The sequence below is a fragment of the Arachidicoccus ginsenosidivorans genome, from assembly GCF_007971385.1.
Taxonomy (GTDB): domain Bacteria; phylum Bacteroidota; class Bacteroidia; order Chitinophagales; family Chitinophagaceae; genus Arachidicoccus; species Arachidicoccus ginsenosidivorans.
The window spans coordinates 5,466,315-5,480,658 of the sequence record NZ_CP042434.1; the positions used below are offsets into that span (position 1 = coordinate 5,466,315).

The 14,344-nt window shown below is 37.5% G+C and carries 13 protein-coding genes; 1 reads left to right on the plus strand and 12 read right to left on the minus strand.

Going from position 1 to position 14,344, the window contains the following annotated elements; all coding sequences use genetic code 11:
- Positions 1-81 precede the first annotated feature (81 nt).
- The 12 genes from FSB73_RS21855 to FSB73_RS21910 form a co-directional block, all read right to left on the minus strand.
- Entirely contained in the window at positions 82-1,149 is a 1,068-nt protein-coding gene (locus tag FSB73_RS21855) for a polysaccharide deacetylase family protein (protein ID WP_146787257.1), read from the minus strand.
- Entirely contained in the window at positions 1,127-2,002 is an 876-nt protein-coding gene (locus FSB73_RS21860) for a sulfotransferase family protein (protein WP_146787260.1), read from the minus strand. The genes FSB73_RS21855 and FSB73_RS21860 overlap by 23 nt, the downstream gene beginning before the upstream one ends.
- Positions 1,999-3,084, minus strand: coding sequence for a glycosyltransferase family 4 protein (locus FSB73_RS21865; protein WP_146787263.1), 1,086 nt, complete (start codon positions 3,082-3,084; stop codon positions 1,999-2,001). Before FSB73_RS21865 ends, FSB73_RS21860 begins: the two co-directional genes overlap by 4 nt.
- 97 nt (positions 3,085-3,181) lie before the next feature.
- Entirely contained in the window at positions 3,182-4,453 is a 1,272-nt protein-coding gene (locus tag FSB73_RS21870; protein WP_225974270.1) for a sulfate adenylyltransferase subunit 1, read from the minus strand.
- 170 nt (positions 4,454-4,623) lie between these two features.
- Entirely contained in the window at positions 4,624-5,532 is a 909-nt protein-coding gene (gene cysD / locus FSB73_RS21875; RefSeq protein ID WP_225974271.1) for a sulfate adenylyltransferase subunit CysD, read from the minus strand.
- 1 nt (position 5,533) lies between these two features.
- Positions 5,534-6,118, minus strand: coding sequence for an adenylyl-sulfate kinase (gene cysC, locus FSB73_RS21880; protein WP_146787268.1), 585 nt, complete (start codon positions 6,116-6,118; stop codon positions 5,534-5,536).
- 32 nt (positions 6,119-6,150) lie between these two features.
- Positions 6,151-6,678: a DUF2061 domain-containing protein gene (locus FSB73_RS21885; RefSeq protein WP_146787272.1), complete on the minus strand. Its 528-nt coding sequence runs from the start codon at positions 6,676-6,678 to the stop codon at positions 6,151-6,153.
- Between the two features lie 85 nt (positions 6,679-6,763).
- Complete coding sequence (locus FSB73_RS21890; protein WP_146787275.1) at positions 6,764-7,915, minus strand: glycosyltransferase family 4 protein; 1,152 nt, start codon at positions 7,913-7,915, stop codon at positions 6,764-6,766.
- A gap of 177 nt (positions 7,916-8,092) precedes the next feature.
- Entirely contained in the window at positions 8,093-9,580 is a 1,488-nt protein-coding gene (locus FSB73_RS21895; protein WP_158639665.1) for a lipopolysaccharide biosynthesis protein, read from the minus strand.
- 205 nt (positions 9,581-9,785) lie between these two features.
- Positions 9,786-10,619 (minus strand): hypothetical protein, encoded by an 834-nt coding sequence (locus FSB73_RS21900; RefSeq protein ID WP_146787280.1) that lies wholly within the window; start codon positions 10,617-10,619, stop codon positions 9,786-9,788.
- Positions 10,620-10,666: 47 nt separating this feature from the next.
- Entirely contained in the window at positions 10,667-11,074 is a 408-nt protein-coding gene (locus FSB73_RS21905) for a hypothetical protein (protein ID WP_146787283.1), read from the minus strand.
- Positions 11,075-12,076: 1,002 nt separating this feature from the next.
- A complete protein-coding gene (locus tag FSB73_RS21910) occupies positions 12,077-13,210 on the minus strand; it encodes a glycosyltransferase (RefSeq protein ID WP_146787286.1) in 1,134 nt (377 codons plus the stop codon).
- A 419-nt stretch (positions 13,211-13,629) separates the two neighbouring features.
- Here FSB73_RS21910 and FSB73_RS21915 point away from each other — a divergent pair, with 419 nt between their 5' ends.
- A complete protein-coding gene (locus FSB73_RS21915; RefSeq protein WP_146787288.1) occupies positions 13,630-14,301 on the plus strand; it encodes a S24 family peptidase in 672 nt (223 codons plus the stop codon).
- Positions 14,302-14,344 lie beyond the last annotated feature (43 nt).

The window sequence follows — 14,344 nt, forward strand, 5'->3', positions numbered from 1 at the left end:
TTTAATAAATTAATCAAATAATTAAACCAATAAAACCTTACAATATAATGATAATCAATACATAAAAATATTGCAATTCTCTTACGCTGATGGAAGCGTCACTGGCTGATTAAACCTGTCATAAAACGCACTAAGCGTCATAAATTGCGCCCCACCTTTTTTTGCATTCCTTATAAAACGCCGAAAGCAGGTATCAGTCGTAAAATTTTTAGGATGACCGATAAGTACAAAATACTGCCGCTGGCTGATTAAATGCCGTTTTATATATCTTAAAAACCTTTTATGTAACCTGGTAGAAAATAAACAGAAGTCCCAGGTAAATGCCTCCTTTTCCAGCATATACTTTAACCTGCCAGCTAGACTCAATTTATTTGTTTTCTTTTTTAAAGAATTAATGGCAGATTGTTTATTTTGAAAAGCCGATTTAAACCGCTCAACACTTAGTTTATTTAACCTGGACTGCGCTAATGCAAAAATAGGGATTTCCATAACCAGGCTACCCTGGCCTTGTTTTGAAAAATCATCAGGCTGTACCCACCAGAAATCTTTACCAATATCAGCCTTCCTATAATCATAGCGAGACAAAGCGCCCTGTTCATGTCCTCCAGGATAAACTGAACTATCCATCTTAAGCCCCGTATTTATCATCGCATCATATACCTTTTCTGAAGGCATAATATTATATCCCCCTGCCCGAAAGGCAATACATTTATAATGAGGAACAACTGGTTTAATAAGCGCTTCAATTGCTTCTTTCCCCTCTCTTAGCAAATCTTCCAGCGAATAATTTTGCTTGCCAACAAAATCTCCTATGCGCCAATTATTAAAATCCACCACCCACCGGTCTGTATATTCAGCATCCACCCATTGGGGATGAATATGTAATTGTATATCATGCCCAGCGAGCGCAGCGGTTTTTAATTGACGATCAATAGCTTCAATAGGATTTTTTACGTACCCCATCTTATTTCCTTTTTCCCACGCGCGCTTCATCTTAAGATATTCAATCACTTCAAAATAAATGGTCGTCCTGATATTATTTGCCTCACAGATGGACAAAATCCTTTCAGTCGGGTAAATCATATGGGAAAAAACATCTCCTGAGCCATCACCATAAATCTCATAATCAAAGGTTAGTGCTATATTCATCTTTTAATTTTTTAAAGGATTTATCAGTTAGCACCCCAATTAACCAAAGATCAAAACGACTCAGCCTTCTTTTATATTCATCAGGATTTCGAGTCTCAATAGCTGGAGAGAAATCTTTTTGAGACAGAAAACTACTCTGCTTGCCACTAACACACATCATGCCATCTTCAAAACCAATCCCGCAAAAATCACAAATTGAAGTGAGTACATTTTGCTTACGGCTAACCAGGGCTTCATAACTAACTAAATGCAAATGATTTTTATTGGAAAAATATATGGAAACCGATTTTTTAAATTCAAAGCAAAAATATAGCAGAGTAAAATAGTGAATACCAAAGCGGTGAAAAAAGGATTTCTTTTTCCTTATTTTAGTAGCAGGGTCATTGAGTTTGGACGCAATTATTGCCTTTGGATTGCGGGTGATAAAAATAACTTTACTTCCTGGAAACCAATCACGCAGTGTTGCTGCCCTGGATATATGTAAAGGATATTTAACCCCTACATACTGGGTCCCCTCGGTTTCATGTAAAATATCCAGTACAGATTTAACCACAATATCTGCACTTACTTTATTATATGTATTTAATCTCATTTTCAGTTCAACAAGGCTGATGCCGCTTTTGAGAAACTGCTTCCAGAAAGTACCATATACGAACCCTGCTGAAATTAGCTCCATTACTCTATTGCCCGACATTTTACTTTTATGCAAAAGTCTGTCCAACGTATTTTTTCTAAAAGGTTCAAAAAGATTCATCTCATCGAAAGCCATGGAGACATCCGAATGGGCATGTAACATATTCCTAAGTAAAGTAGACCCTGTTCGGTGCTGCCCGATTATAAAAACTGTCTTCATATTGTCGTATAAATAGATTCTAATTGCTTTTGAATATGCCCCAAATCAAACTGGGCACTATAAATCCGATTGGCTGCGCCAATCTGTTTGATTACAAGTGGGTTTTCTATCAGAAAATTAATGGCCTCAGCCAATGCTTGCGCTGATTTAATTTCAATACACAAGCCATTCACTCCATCTGTAAGTATATCGGAGAGCGCCCCCACACGTGTATAAATGATCGGTAAACCAGAAGCAAGTGCTTCTAAGACGGCTACAGGACAACCTTCATAAAATGAGGGCAATACAAAAATATCCGAGTTACGCAACAACTCAATTTTATCCAGGCCCCGCACATACCCCTTGAACACGATATATTTCTGGAAGGAGCTGACTATGGAACTCTTTTTAATAATAGGCAAATAGGAGCCAGTTCCCGCAATGAGAAAACGAACATTTTCATTTTTAGCCACCACGGCCGGAATAGCTGCTATGAATTCCGCTATCCCCTTGTCCTTTTCGATTCTGGAAAGAAATAAAATATTAATAATCTTACTGGGCCTTTCAACCGTAGGCAGTCCACCATACTCTGCTGTATTGACCCCTGTAGTCATCACTTGAATACTGGTGGGATCAATCCCCAGCGCTTCGATTTCCCCTTTAAAAGCCTTCGCCAATATAATGGTAAAGTCAAATGTTTTAAAATAAGCCACCAGTCGCTCTTTATTATGGGTGGTCATAAAGAATTTAAACTCTTCACTCCAACCATGATTAAAAAGAATGATCTTTTTTGAGGGTTTAACAAACCGCGCAATTCTTAAATAGATCCTGTCCCTTTTAAATGCCTTCGATACTAAAGAAGAGTTAATCTCAATCACATCAGGATTTAAAAAACATAAAAATACAGGGAAGTAACAGTAGGACCACAGTTGATCTAGATAGCGAATAAACCCATTGGAAAGAAAAGCATTGCTTAAAACCTTTCCAGTCCGGTAATGATAAAACCGGTGCATTGATTTACCCGAGACAGCCTGGAGCGCATTTTGAAAATTAACGACGCCTCCCGGATTATTTTTATGCCCATAAAGCTTTAAAATTTTCATAAACGGAGTAATTAAACAATTTAAACCTTAAATAAAAAAGCCCCTATTTAGCACGATTTAATTTTATATTATACTTAGATGATTCAAAAAGAACCTATTAGAGCACCATTGCTCCGGCGACCGTACCCCTGGTTGCTTCATCAATCAATATGAGACTACCGGTCACCTTGTTACCCGCATATGCATCAAGCATAAGCGGCTTGGCACTTTTAATAGTAACTTTTGCTATATCATTCATATTAAGTGTTTTATCATTTAAATCCCGCTCAAATGTGTTGATATTTATTTTATAAACCACTTCTTTTATAATAACAGTCTGCTCGTTATTTGCTTGCATGATAATAAATTTACTACCAGGTCTGAATGTGTGATTTCCAAGCCAACATAACATTACATCAAACTCTTGCGCACACCTCGGTTGATGATTACTCAGCACAATCATATCGCCGCGACCTACATCAATATCATCCTCCAGGGTAATGCAGACAGACATCTGACTAAAAGCCTCGTTTAACTCAGCGTCAAAAGTATCGATGCGCTTAATTTTCGACTTTAATCTGGATGGCAATACAGTTATCTCATCCCCCTTACGGAATATTCCGCTGGCTACGCGACCTGCATATCCACGGTAGTCTATATAGCCTTCCCGTTGCGGCCGGATAACGGTTTGCACCGGAAAACGAGCTTCCACTGCGTAATGCTCGTTATTCCCGCTACCTACAGGTAAGGATTCAAGGATTTCTAATAAAGGCGCCCCTTCGTACCATAACATGAATGCAGACTTATTGACCACATTGTCACCGAGTAAGGCAGAAATTGGGATAAAATGGCTTTTTTTGATGGATAGCGTACTTGCCATTTGCTCATAGTCTTCCCTAATCTTTTCAAATACCTCCTTAGAATAGTCCACCAAGTCCATTTTATTTATACAAATAATCAAATGCTGAATTTGTAATAGAGAAGCCAAAAAAGTATGTCTTTTGGTTTGTTCTATCACCCCGGTGCGCGCATCTATTAAAATAATAATGGCATCAGCTGAAGAGGCACCGGTTATCATATTTCTGGTATATTGTATATGTCCAGGTGTATCGGCAATAATGAATTTGCGACCAGGGGTCGTAAAATACCGATAAGCAACATCTATGGTAATGCCTTGTTCACGTTCTTCTCTTAAGCCATCTGTAAACAAAGCCAGATCGATGGATTCATATCCTTTTCTTTTACTCGTATTTTCAACGGCTAATAACTGGTCTTCAAAAATAGATTTGGAGTCATAGAGCAACCTGCCGATAAGCGTGCTCTTACCATCATCTACACTACCTGCCGTTGAAAAACGTAGTAACTGGTTATTATCTATTTGCATACTCATTATATTATACTTTATTTTATACTTCACTTTACTTATAAATTAAAAAAATCCCCTACTCCTTCCTTACGTCCTCCCTACTTCCTCCCTATTCGGAAATCCTTACCCTCATAGGCATCATATTCCGTTTATCTACCTTTTTACAGGGAAAAAGCTATACTTCAGACCAACTATTAAAAATAGCCCTTCCTTTTACGGTCTTCCATTGCCGTCTCAGAGCGTTTATCATCAGATCTGTTTCCTCTTTCTGTATGACGCATAGCTGCCACTTCTAATACAATTTTATCCAGTGTATCGGCATCAGATTCAATTCCTCCCGTAATGGTTATATCACCTAGCGTCCTGAAACGTATTTTTTTGCAGAGAATCTCATCTGACGCGTCCAGACTCAAAAACTGGGAATTCGGTATCCATGAGCCGTTACGCCAGACGACTTGCCTTTGATGGGCAAAATAAAGGGAGGGGATCTTGATATTTTCCCTTGTGATATAATTCCAGACATCCATTTCTGTCCAATTACTAATAGGAAAGGCCCTAAAATGTTCTCCTTCAAAATATTTTCCATTCAGGATGTTCCATAATTCGGGTCGCTGATTTTTAGGATCCCAATGACCAAATTCGTCCCGATGAGAAAATATCCGCTCCTTTGCCCTGGCCTTTTCCTCATCTCTGCGCCCGCCGCCAATCGCGCAGTCAATTTTATTATCCTCAATGGTATGTAATAAAGTGCTTATTTGAAGTGCATTCCGGGTGGCATTCCTGCCACGTTCTTCCATCACCCTGCCATTATCAATGGACTGCTGTACCGATCCCACAATTAGACGAACACCTAACTGTTCTACCAGACTATTTCTAAATTGTATGGTTTCGGGAAAATTATGTCCCGTGTCAATATGCATCAGCGCAAAGGGGATTTTTGCCGGGAAAAACGCCTTTTTTGCCAAATGCGTCACTACAATAGAATCCTTACCACCAGAGAACAGGATGGCTGGATTTTGAAACTGTGCCCAGATCTCTCTAAGTATATAAATAGCCTCACTTTCCAACTCATCCAGGTAATTTAAAAAATATTGTTTCATCATATTATAATTTTAATGTTATATAATTTACAGCCTTCTCAATGGCTGCTTCTATATCTAAGGCTTCCGTTAATTCCAGATCAGGACATTCAGGCGCCTCGTAAGGAGCGGATATACCTGTAAAATTGGCAATCTCTCCTAGCCTTGCCTTTTTATATAATCCCTTTACATCCCTACGCTCACACTCTTCAAGGGAAGTATTTACAAATACTTCCACAAAGTGTTCAGCGCCAATAATCAGCTTTACCATTTCCCTGTCCGATTTTAAAGGGGAAACAAATGCGGCAAGTACGATCATACCAGCATCTAACATGAGTTTGGCGACCTCCGCAATTCTGCGCAGGTTTTCCGCTCTGTCTTCCCTGGTAAAGCCCAGATCCTTATTTAAGCCAGTTCTTATATTATCACCATCTAAAGCGTATACCTGCATACCCTTTAAAAACAGGCGCCGTTCTACACCAGAAGCTATACTGGATTTACCACTTCCGGAAAGACCTGTAAACCAAAATACCACAGGTCGATGCCCATTGCGTTCTATACGGCATTTTTGGTTTACGGAGTAAGCGTGATATACAATATTTTCTACCATTATATCTTTTTTAAAAATTGTACTTAGAATACCTAATTTTGAAAGATGACCTCCTCACTTATCTTTTTCTTATCAATAGTTATTTTAGCCTGTGCTTTTTCATCCACTTGCACTGATCCTTTTCCTTTCTCTTTCCCTTGCCTTTTCTCTAAACCAAAATTTATATGGTACCATAGCCTTTCATGGAGGTAATACAAAAACATTTTAGTTCCGACCTCTGAAACGCCTATTTTCAATCCAGCAAAAGGATTATCTGTAATAATCCACGCGATAATGATGGTATCAATCGTACCGACTATCCTATAGCTGACTGTTTTTAATAAATGCCTTGTTTTGCTGGAAATCGGCTTTCCCTTCCTAGTCAAATGCAGTCTATACCAGCCGCGTTCATGTAAATAAAACAGTAACGTTTTGGTAAAGAGTTCCACGCCGCCAATTTTGAAGCCTAAAAAGTGATCTCCCGTTACCAACCAGGCCAGCATAAATGTATCAAGCGTGCCTAATAAGCGCCAGCTTAACGCTTTTGCAATATGACGGGCATGGGAACTTATTTTTTTCATCTTCTTACTTAAATTAATTGAATGAGCTGATTTAGCTGCACTTAGGACATTTAACTTTCATTATCCAAGACCCTGAATTTCCAATCTAGAACTCCCTTTTCAAATTTCGATTTTCAATGTAAATAGATTCATAAGCTGCCATCAGCTCAGATTTAATTGAATGAATATCAAAATCCCTGCTGCGTAATTTCCCTTGACGCCCCATCTTAAAAATATCCTCAGGATGCTCTATAAAGTAGTCAATCGCTTCTTTGAGCGCCTTATTATCACCAGGGCTGATTAAAAACCCATTGGTGCCCGGTTTTATCACTTCCGGTATGCCGCCTACTGTAGTAGAGATTACCGGTAGTCCGTAATTCATCGCTTCTAGTATGGACATCGGCAAACCCTCTTTATAAGATGGAAGCAAAAAGACATTCGCCCTTGAAAGTAGCTGATGCTTCTCAGCGCCACTGACCCACCCTTCAAATGAAACAAAGGATTCTAAATGATGCTCCCTTATAAATTTTTCTAACCTGGCCGTTTCTCCATTGCCACCAAATCGAAACCTCGCCTTTTGCTTGTAGACGTCAAGATTATCTTTAATAACTGTCAACAAGTCAAATACGCCCTTCGCATCACATATTTTACCTAAAAAAAGGAACTCGACCGTAGATATTTTATTTATTGTAATATTATTTACTTGCTCAATCGGATTATTGAGCACTATGATACTTTTGGTATTAAATTGACTTTTGAAATAGCGCTCCCAACTTCTGGATAGGCAAATAAGTACATCGGTATTATTTACAAAATGCTCAATCAATTTTTTTTGCAAAAAGCTTGAACGCGCATAAAATTGACTAAATCCACCTCCATGCATATGATAGGCGATCTTTTTTCTAAAAATATATTTTATCATCAAAAACAAAAGATACTTCCGGTAAAAACTACCTTTGCTTGCGCCATGTATATGTACAATCTGGATCTGCCCGTCCCTACTTAGCTGGTAAAACACCTTAAACAGGCAAAGCAGGTATAACCCGACCTTACGGAGCCCATTATAATTACCATCAAAAGAAGGCGTAAATTTAAAAGGGTCAATATTTCTGGCATAAATATCCAATACAGCACCTATTCCACCCTTATGTGCCTTATAATTAGGTCCAACAAATAAAATAGCTTCAAATCCCATAATTAGTTCTGTTATAAGCTCAACAATTAATTTTACTGTAATGCCTTCCTTAAAATCAGACATTGTAATCTGAAAGAAAATCAGATAATAAATCCGCTCATAGCACCTCAAACCCTATAACGCGCACCAAATAAAGCTCAATACCTCAAAATCTGCCTCCAAATCAACCTTATTGCCAATATTAGAGCAGTGTCAAATCAATAGCGTCTATTTTGCATTTAGGTTGGTGCTTATATTATTTTAACTGCTACTGAGTCTTATTACCCCCACCCGAGTCAGGGCTTTTTGTATAAAGTTCCTGGCAAAATGCTTTTCTTTTATGTTCAATCCTCCCATCCAGGTCACCAAACAGGAAATAATGGAGATACATAAAATAGCCAGGATATTATAAATGATACTGCCAGGTCCATAACTTCTACTGACTAAATAGCCAACCCCTATATTCACACCCAATACAAATATCACTGGCAGTATCACCGTTTTCAGGTACTGCCCCAAGTCAATTTTAGCAATCCGCCCAGCGATTCTTAAAATCAGCACCAGATTAATCAGTTCAAAAAAAGCCACAACAATAAAGGCGGTGTATAGCGGATAACCATACTTCAGCAGAAAATAAGAAACAGGCAACGGGATCAGTAAAGTAAAACATTCAAGAATCTGGTAATGTTTAATATCCCCAGCGGCCTTAATAATCATATCAATCGGGTAGTGAAAAGTCCGAATCATGACAAAAACAAGGGTCAATTGGGTAAATACGACTGTATAGTCCGGTACTTCATATAACCAAACTCCCAATAAGAATTTAGTATAAAATAAAATAGGCAGACAAAGCAGTGCCATTATAAAAAAAGCCAGTTTGGATATAGAACAAAATAACGCTTCAAATCTTTTTAGTTCCTTTTTTGCGTATAGTTCAGTTAAATGAGGTGAGCTGGCCAACTGAATATTCATATTAAATAGCCCCAGCGCAATTCTGATCTGATGAGAAACACCTCTGGCGGCATTGGCCACTGGCCCTCCAAAAAGATTCAGGATGATATTTAGCCCTTCCGTCGTTAATGAATAGGCTGATGTCCCTAAGAAGTTCCAGCCAGCAAAAGTCCCCAACTGTTTAAACAAAGTCTTATCCCAGAAAAACCGGTATTTACATATATCAAATGTTCGGATACAATACACGGAGGTCACCAATCTTATCAAAAAGGAAACGGCCAGAATAAAAAATGAATAGAGAATCAACCTGTCCATCCCAAAATAAGGCAAGAGTAGTACGGTACCTAGTTTCAGCGCTGCCTCCAATATGGTGATATAGGCGTATATCTTCATTTTTTGATTGGCGATGATCACCGCATCCTGGGGAATGGTCATAATGGTTACCACGCTGGAGGCGATCGCAAACTGAAATATCCAGTTTGCGGCGCTTAACCTTTCTGGTGGTATCACTAATCTATAGTTTAAAAACCATAAACCTACCGTCTCAGTAATCACAATAAAAACAAGAGAAATCAAAATATGGATATTGACGCCCATACTATAAATTCTGCGCAAATTATCCTTAGCCTCCATGCCCATCTCATAATTTAAAAAGCGCTGAATAGAAGATGAAAAGGAGCCTCTTAGAGAGGCAAGCATGCCAACGATGCCTACAATGACACTGAATAGACCAAAGTCATTAATACCTAATGTTTTCAATAAAATTCTGGACGTAAAAAAGGTAATGCCTATCATCACACCCATTCTCAAATATAAAAAACCAGTATTTTTAACTATTTTTCGACTTCCACCCATTCTTTTTATTTGTAGTTATAATTAATTTCATTTTAATATTGAGCCGCGCGTTAGCTTAGACCAATAAAAGAGAAAGCCAATTCCTGTATTCTAATACCTGACACCTAACGAACCCGCCTTCTCTCACCCTCCATTTGAAAAGCTTTGCTTAAATAAGTTCAAGATTAGGATTCGGATAAGAATTAGCACTATGGATCGCTCTAGGATTACCATTGGCATCTGAAGTGCTGATTTTTACCAGGTACCTGAAGGGATTAAAACCTGCTGTGCATAAAATAAACGTGCTGATTGCCCCCGTACTGGTCGCCAGTGAGTTATTGGTTGAGGCCACCAGAAAAAACAAGGCAATCAAATATAAACGTTCATTTATATATAGATAATATAACCTGTTATATAAGAGTGCTGTGATACTGATAAATAATAAAAAAGTAAATACCAATCCAAAGCGTAGCACCCATTGTAACCAAAAGTTTTCAATAATTTCCAGATCTAACCTGGTTTTAAGTATATCTATTCTATGACTGGATAAACCCCACAAAATCTCATGGGCATTAACATAGTCTAAGATAGCAAGGATCCTCACCCTGGCCCCAGCACTACCTTCATCATACACCGACACTGAAAGTAAACGATCCCCAAAATGTGTATAAAACAGTAGTACTATTAAAGTTAACCCACCGAATATAAAATACAGATAAGTATAAAATTTATTGGTAGATCCGATTACATTAAAAGTATTTCGGTTATATAAATATCTATAAATAATATAATGTAAACAGGTTAGGGAGATAAAGCCATAAATCGCACCTCTGGACCCAAAGCAGAGCAGTCCAACCATTCCCAGTAATAATAGCAGGTTCTTATATTTAACGCGGCTTAAATAAATAAACCCCATGATGACAATCAAATTGAGCGCATTGTTTAAAGGATGTCCTAAGAGAGCGGTAGAACGAAAGGCCTGTTCATAATAAATAGTCAGCACATTTAAATAAAGTGGTGGAAAAAAATTATGCGAAAGCAACCTCTCTACTACTGCGAAAGACAGTCTATGACAAAAAAGGCTAAAATAAGCCGCTGAACGGCTATATTAAGCTTGCGATCATATTTAGGCAAGATAATAGCCAGCATCGCGCTAGCAATTAAGGTATCCGCCATAAAGGAAATAGAATTGGTTCTGTTTTCCAAAACAACATACATCCATAATACTAAACATAGTGCCAGTAGCGTAAAACCGTATTTTTTCCTATATAGTATACTCCAGAAATCCCCCGCTTTAGCAAATAACACAAAGACAAAGCTCAATGCAATTATGTAGGTTGACGGAAGTATCTTAAAATAGGCCGGTCCTGTATCCCCACCCAAATACCCTAGTTTATTTAATAATGGGGTGAATACAAAAAGCGAAAAAAAAGAAAATAATAAAATTAAATTTTTCATTCACGTAATTATTAAGCCATTATTAGAATAAGTGTTGCAGTTTTCATGATTTAAAATTAAGCCCCCAAAAACGTCCTTCATTATGTTAGCGAAAAGCGCCGCGATACCATTCAAGGCTTATCCTGGGTATTTTTAACGAGTTTTGGTTTTATAAAAGTGGCAACGAACAGTGCGCCACCCATTACACGCGATAAGCGTTGTAATAGCTTTCTTTAAAAAAAAATTTTAATAGCTTCAAGGTATATCCTAATCAGCCTTTCAATGAATCATAACTTTTAACCTCTCAAAGAAATCCTTCAATAAACGGTGCCAGGTAAACCTATTGTGTACCTTATATAAATACCCAATTACAAACCATTATCCCCTATTACACAAGGTTATACCGCATTACATACAAGGCGTAAGCTCTAATAAAGCAATTCATCCCTAGCTAATAGTCCTTAATTAAATTACGCACTCATTCAAAACACTTTTTATGAACATTTAGATTCCGAGACTTTGCTGCTTTTCCCATAATAAAAGCAGATATAACATCTTAATACTTAAAGAGGAACTCATTTGACGCTGCCTTTTTAGTTGCCTGCAGTTAATTGGCATCCTAAAAGTGGCGCTGGTTAATTTTGGTTTTAATGAACGCTCTTAAATCAATTGGTTAACAAATATATTCTGTCAATTCAACTTCAATTAATTTCTCCTCAATTCTTATAATTTCTGTTTCTTAAAAGGAAACAAAAATTTTCAGCACAAATATACCTAAATTTAAATCAAAAACAAGTTTTCTTGTATTATTATCCGAGATTTATTTCACTTCTATTTCACTTACGACAGTTTCTCTCATAAACCACTGATAACCCATTAGTAAATCCCAAGTAAGACTGTAGTATCCTCCTAATAACTCACTTAGTAACCCTCAATACCCCCTAATTAATCCAAATAAACCGCTTCAAAACACTATAATTATTTATAGCATCATTAAAACCAGCGACATAAATGATTGCAACCTTAGGGTGTGGATGTGGATGTAGATGTGGAGCTGGAGGTGGAGCTGGATGTGGATGCGCACAAATCACTTTCCATCTGTAAGGTTTTATATTTACTTATATATGCATCAGCCGTCACTGATATATTAAAATGCTTATTACAATACACATAAGCCCTTTCAACTCTTTCTCGCAAAAGCTCTGTCCCCATTAAGTTGGTAAATTCAATAAGTTTAAGCGCCAAGCCCTCTGCATTGCCCGCCTCAAAATAGGCCCCATAAGTACCATTTTTAATAAGTTCCATGGGGCCTTCAATATTAGATACCAAGACCGGAACTTTTGCGGCCATCGCCTCCGCAATGGTAAGGCCAAATCCTTCATAAAGGGAAGGTTGTATTAAGAGGTCGTACTCACTTAAATGTTCATATATATATGCTCTGCTTTTTATCCCTAGAAATTGCACGTACGCCCCTATACCGAGATCACTGGACAAACGTTTCAGATAGTCTAAAGATTTACCAGTACCTATAAAATCAAGTTGTATGGGACAGTACCCTTTGTCGATCATTTTTCTAATAGCCATTAGCGCCAGATGCTGCCCTTTTTTTTCATGATGCAGTCGGCTGACCTGAACAACCCTTGTAATCCGATCAGGAAGTACATTTGCGGCATCAGTCCTTTTAGCCTTTATATCCGTGCACCTGACACCATTATAAATAATATCAATATCCAGCTTACTTCTTTCAAGTACATCTGTTTTTACTGCCTCAGAAATAGCGATACAGGCTTTGAACTTGTGGATATATTTAAAAGTACCGCCTGTATCGTGGATGGTAAGTAGGGACTTACGTCTATAGGACAACCACCATATAGCATTCACCATATTACGATTGTGACAATGGATGACATCCGGTTTAAACTTACGTATTTCGCGGTTTAGCAAAATTAGCGGTATTGGATTAACAGAACCTGGCCTGCGATTCAGGCATATGACTTCCACATTTTTGGAAACCGAAGCCAGTAAAGCTGTATTAATACCTGAATTAACAATAATAAGCTTAACTTGTACATGTTTACACTGGCTATTTATAATGTCAGCCAACATCGCTTCGGCTCCGCCGATATTAAATGAAAATATAATATGTAAAATTCTCATAGTTTATTTATTAAATTCAATTAAATCCATTAATTTTGAACATTAAGCATCATGTAAAGTATTATAAAAGTCTATTATTGTAATTTTGTGGTTGTGCCTCAATACAATCCACCCTGGGCACCCACTTTATGTTTTAATAAAAATTGCTTTTACGCCAATTGCAGGCTTTCATAACCACTTTACTATGTGGGATAAAAATTGTCTATTTAAAATATTACTAAAAAATAATATATAACCAAATGATAAAGAGAAATTATGAAAGTTATCCACCGACCATCTTACTAACCTTGATTACTTTTAAAAATTTGCCATGATTTTCATAAGTAATTTTGTGTATCATTGCATCTCTATTTGATCCGCCATACCCTTTGTTTCTAATTTAGAGACAAGAAATGAATCGAAAAGACCAAAATATTTTTATGCGACAAATGACATCCATTAAAAAACGAATTTTACAATACCTTACAATAAAGGGTATTACTAAATATGAATTTTATAAAACTACAGGAATCACCCGTGGCATTCTTGATCAGGATAACGGAATTACTGAAAGCAATATTTTAAAGTTTATTCATTCCTACCCAGAAGTAAGCATTGTCTGGCTAATTGTTGGCCTGGGAGATATGCTTGAAGAGGAGTCCTCTTTAAAAGGCGCCTCTAAGCGACCAGATATCGAACAAAATCTCACCCAAGAACCGATTGCCCTTCCTTTAATCCCCTCAGAATATCTAGCGCCATTTTTAGAAAAGGATCAGCTTACCCAAAATAAAGACTACCCTACCCAATATGTTCAGAACCAATTTAGCGACGCCGACTTTTTCACCAGAGTGCGCGATTTGTCGCTATTTCCGCAATACAACAGCGGAGATTTTATTGCCTGCAAAATCATTGAATCAACAGATTTTATTCAATGGAACAAAATTTATGTCCTCTCTACTAGGCAGGGAGTCATCGTCAAACGAATATTAGAAGGGAAAGATGAGACCCATTTTAAAATGAGTAGTGACAACCCTTCCTTTCATACATTTGAAATCTCCAGGGAAGAAATCAAGGGCATGGCTATAGTTCGTGGTGGCATACATCTTGAATAAAGTATTACCATTCATTATATTGTCAGCCACCTGACAATATGCT

Bases quoted from the DNA above. Each gene is read 5' to 3' on its own strand.
- FSB73_RS21910 (WP_146787286.1), bottom strand. From the start codon at position 13,210: ATGAGAATTTTACATATTATATTTTCATTTAATATCGGCGGAGCCGAA.
- FSB73_RS21870 (WP_225974270.1), bottom strand. From the start codon at position 4,453: ATGAGTATGCAAATAGATAATAACCAGTTACTACGTTTTTCAACGGCA.
- FSB73_RS21915 (WP_146787288.1), top strand. From the start codon at position 13,630: ATGCGACAAATGACATCCATTAAAAAACGAATTTTACAATACCTTACA.
- FSB73_RS21865 (WP_146787263.1), bottom strand. From the start codon at position 3,084: ATGAAAATTTTAAAGCTTTATGGGCATAAAAATAATCCGGGAGGCGTC.
- FSB73_RS21860 (WP_146787260.1), bottom strand. From the start codon at position 2,002: ATGAAGACAGTTTTTATAATCGGGCAGCACCGAACAGGGTCTACTTTA.
- cysC (WP_146787268.1), bottom strand. From the start codon at position 6,118: ATGGTAGAAAATATTGTATATCACGCTTACTCCGTAAACCAAAAATGC.
- FSB73_RS21905 (WP_146787283.1), bottom strand. From the start codon at position 11,074: ATGAAAAATTTAATTTTATTATTTTCTTTTTTTTCGCTTTTTGTATTC.
- cysD (WP_225974271.1), bottom strand. From the start codon at position 5,532: ATGATGAAACAATATTTTTTAAATTACCTGGATGAGTTGGAAAGTGAG.
- FSB73_RS21890 (WP_146787275.1), bottom strand. From the start codon at position 7,915: ATGTCTGATTTTAAGGAAGGCATTACAGTAAAATTAATTGTTGAGCTT.
- FSB73_RS21855 (WP_146787257.1), bottom strand. From the start codon at position 1,149: ATGAATATAGCACTAACCTTTGATTATGAGATTTATGGTGATGGCTCA.
- FSB73_RS21885 (WP_146787272.1), bottom strand. From the start codon at position 6,678: ATGAAAAAAATAAGTTCCCATGCCCGTCATATTGCAAAAGCGTTAAGC.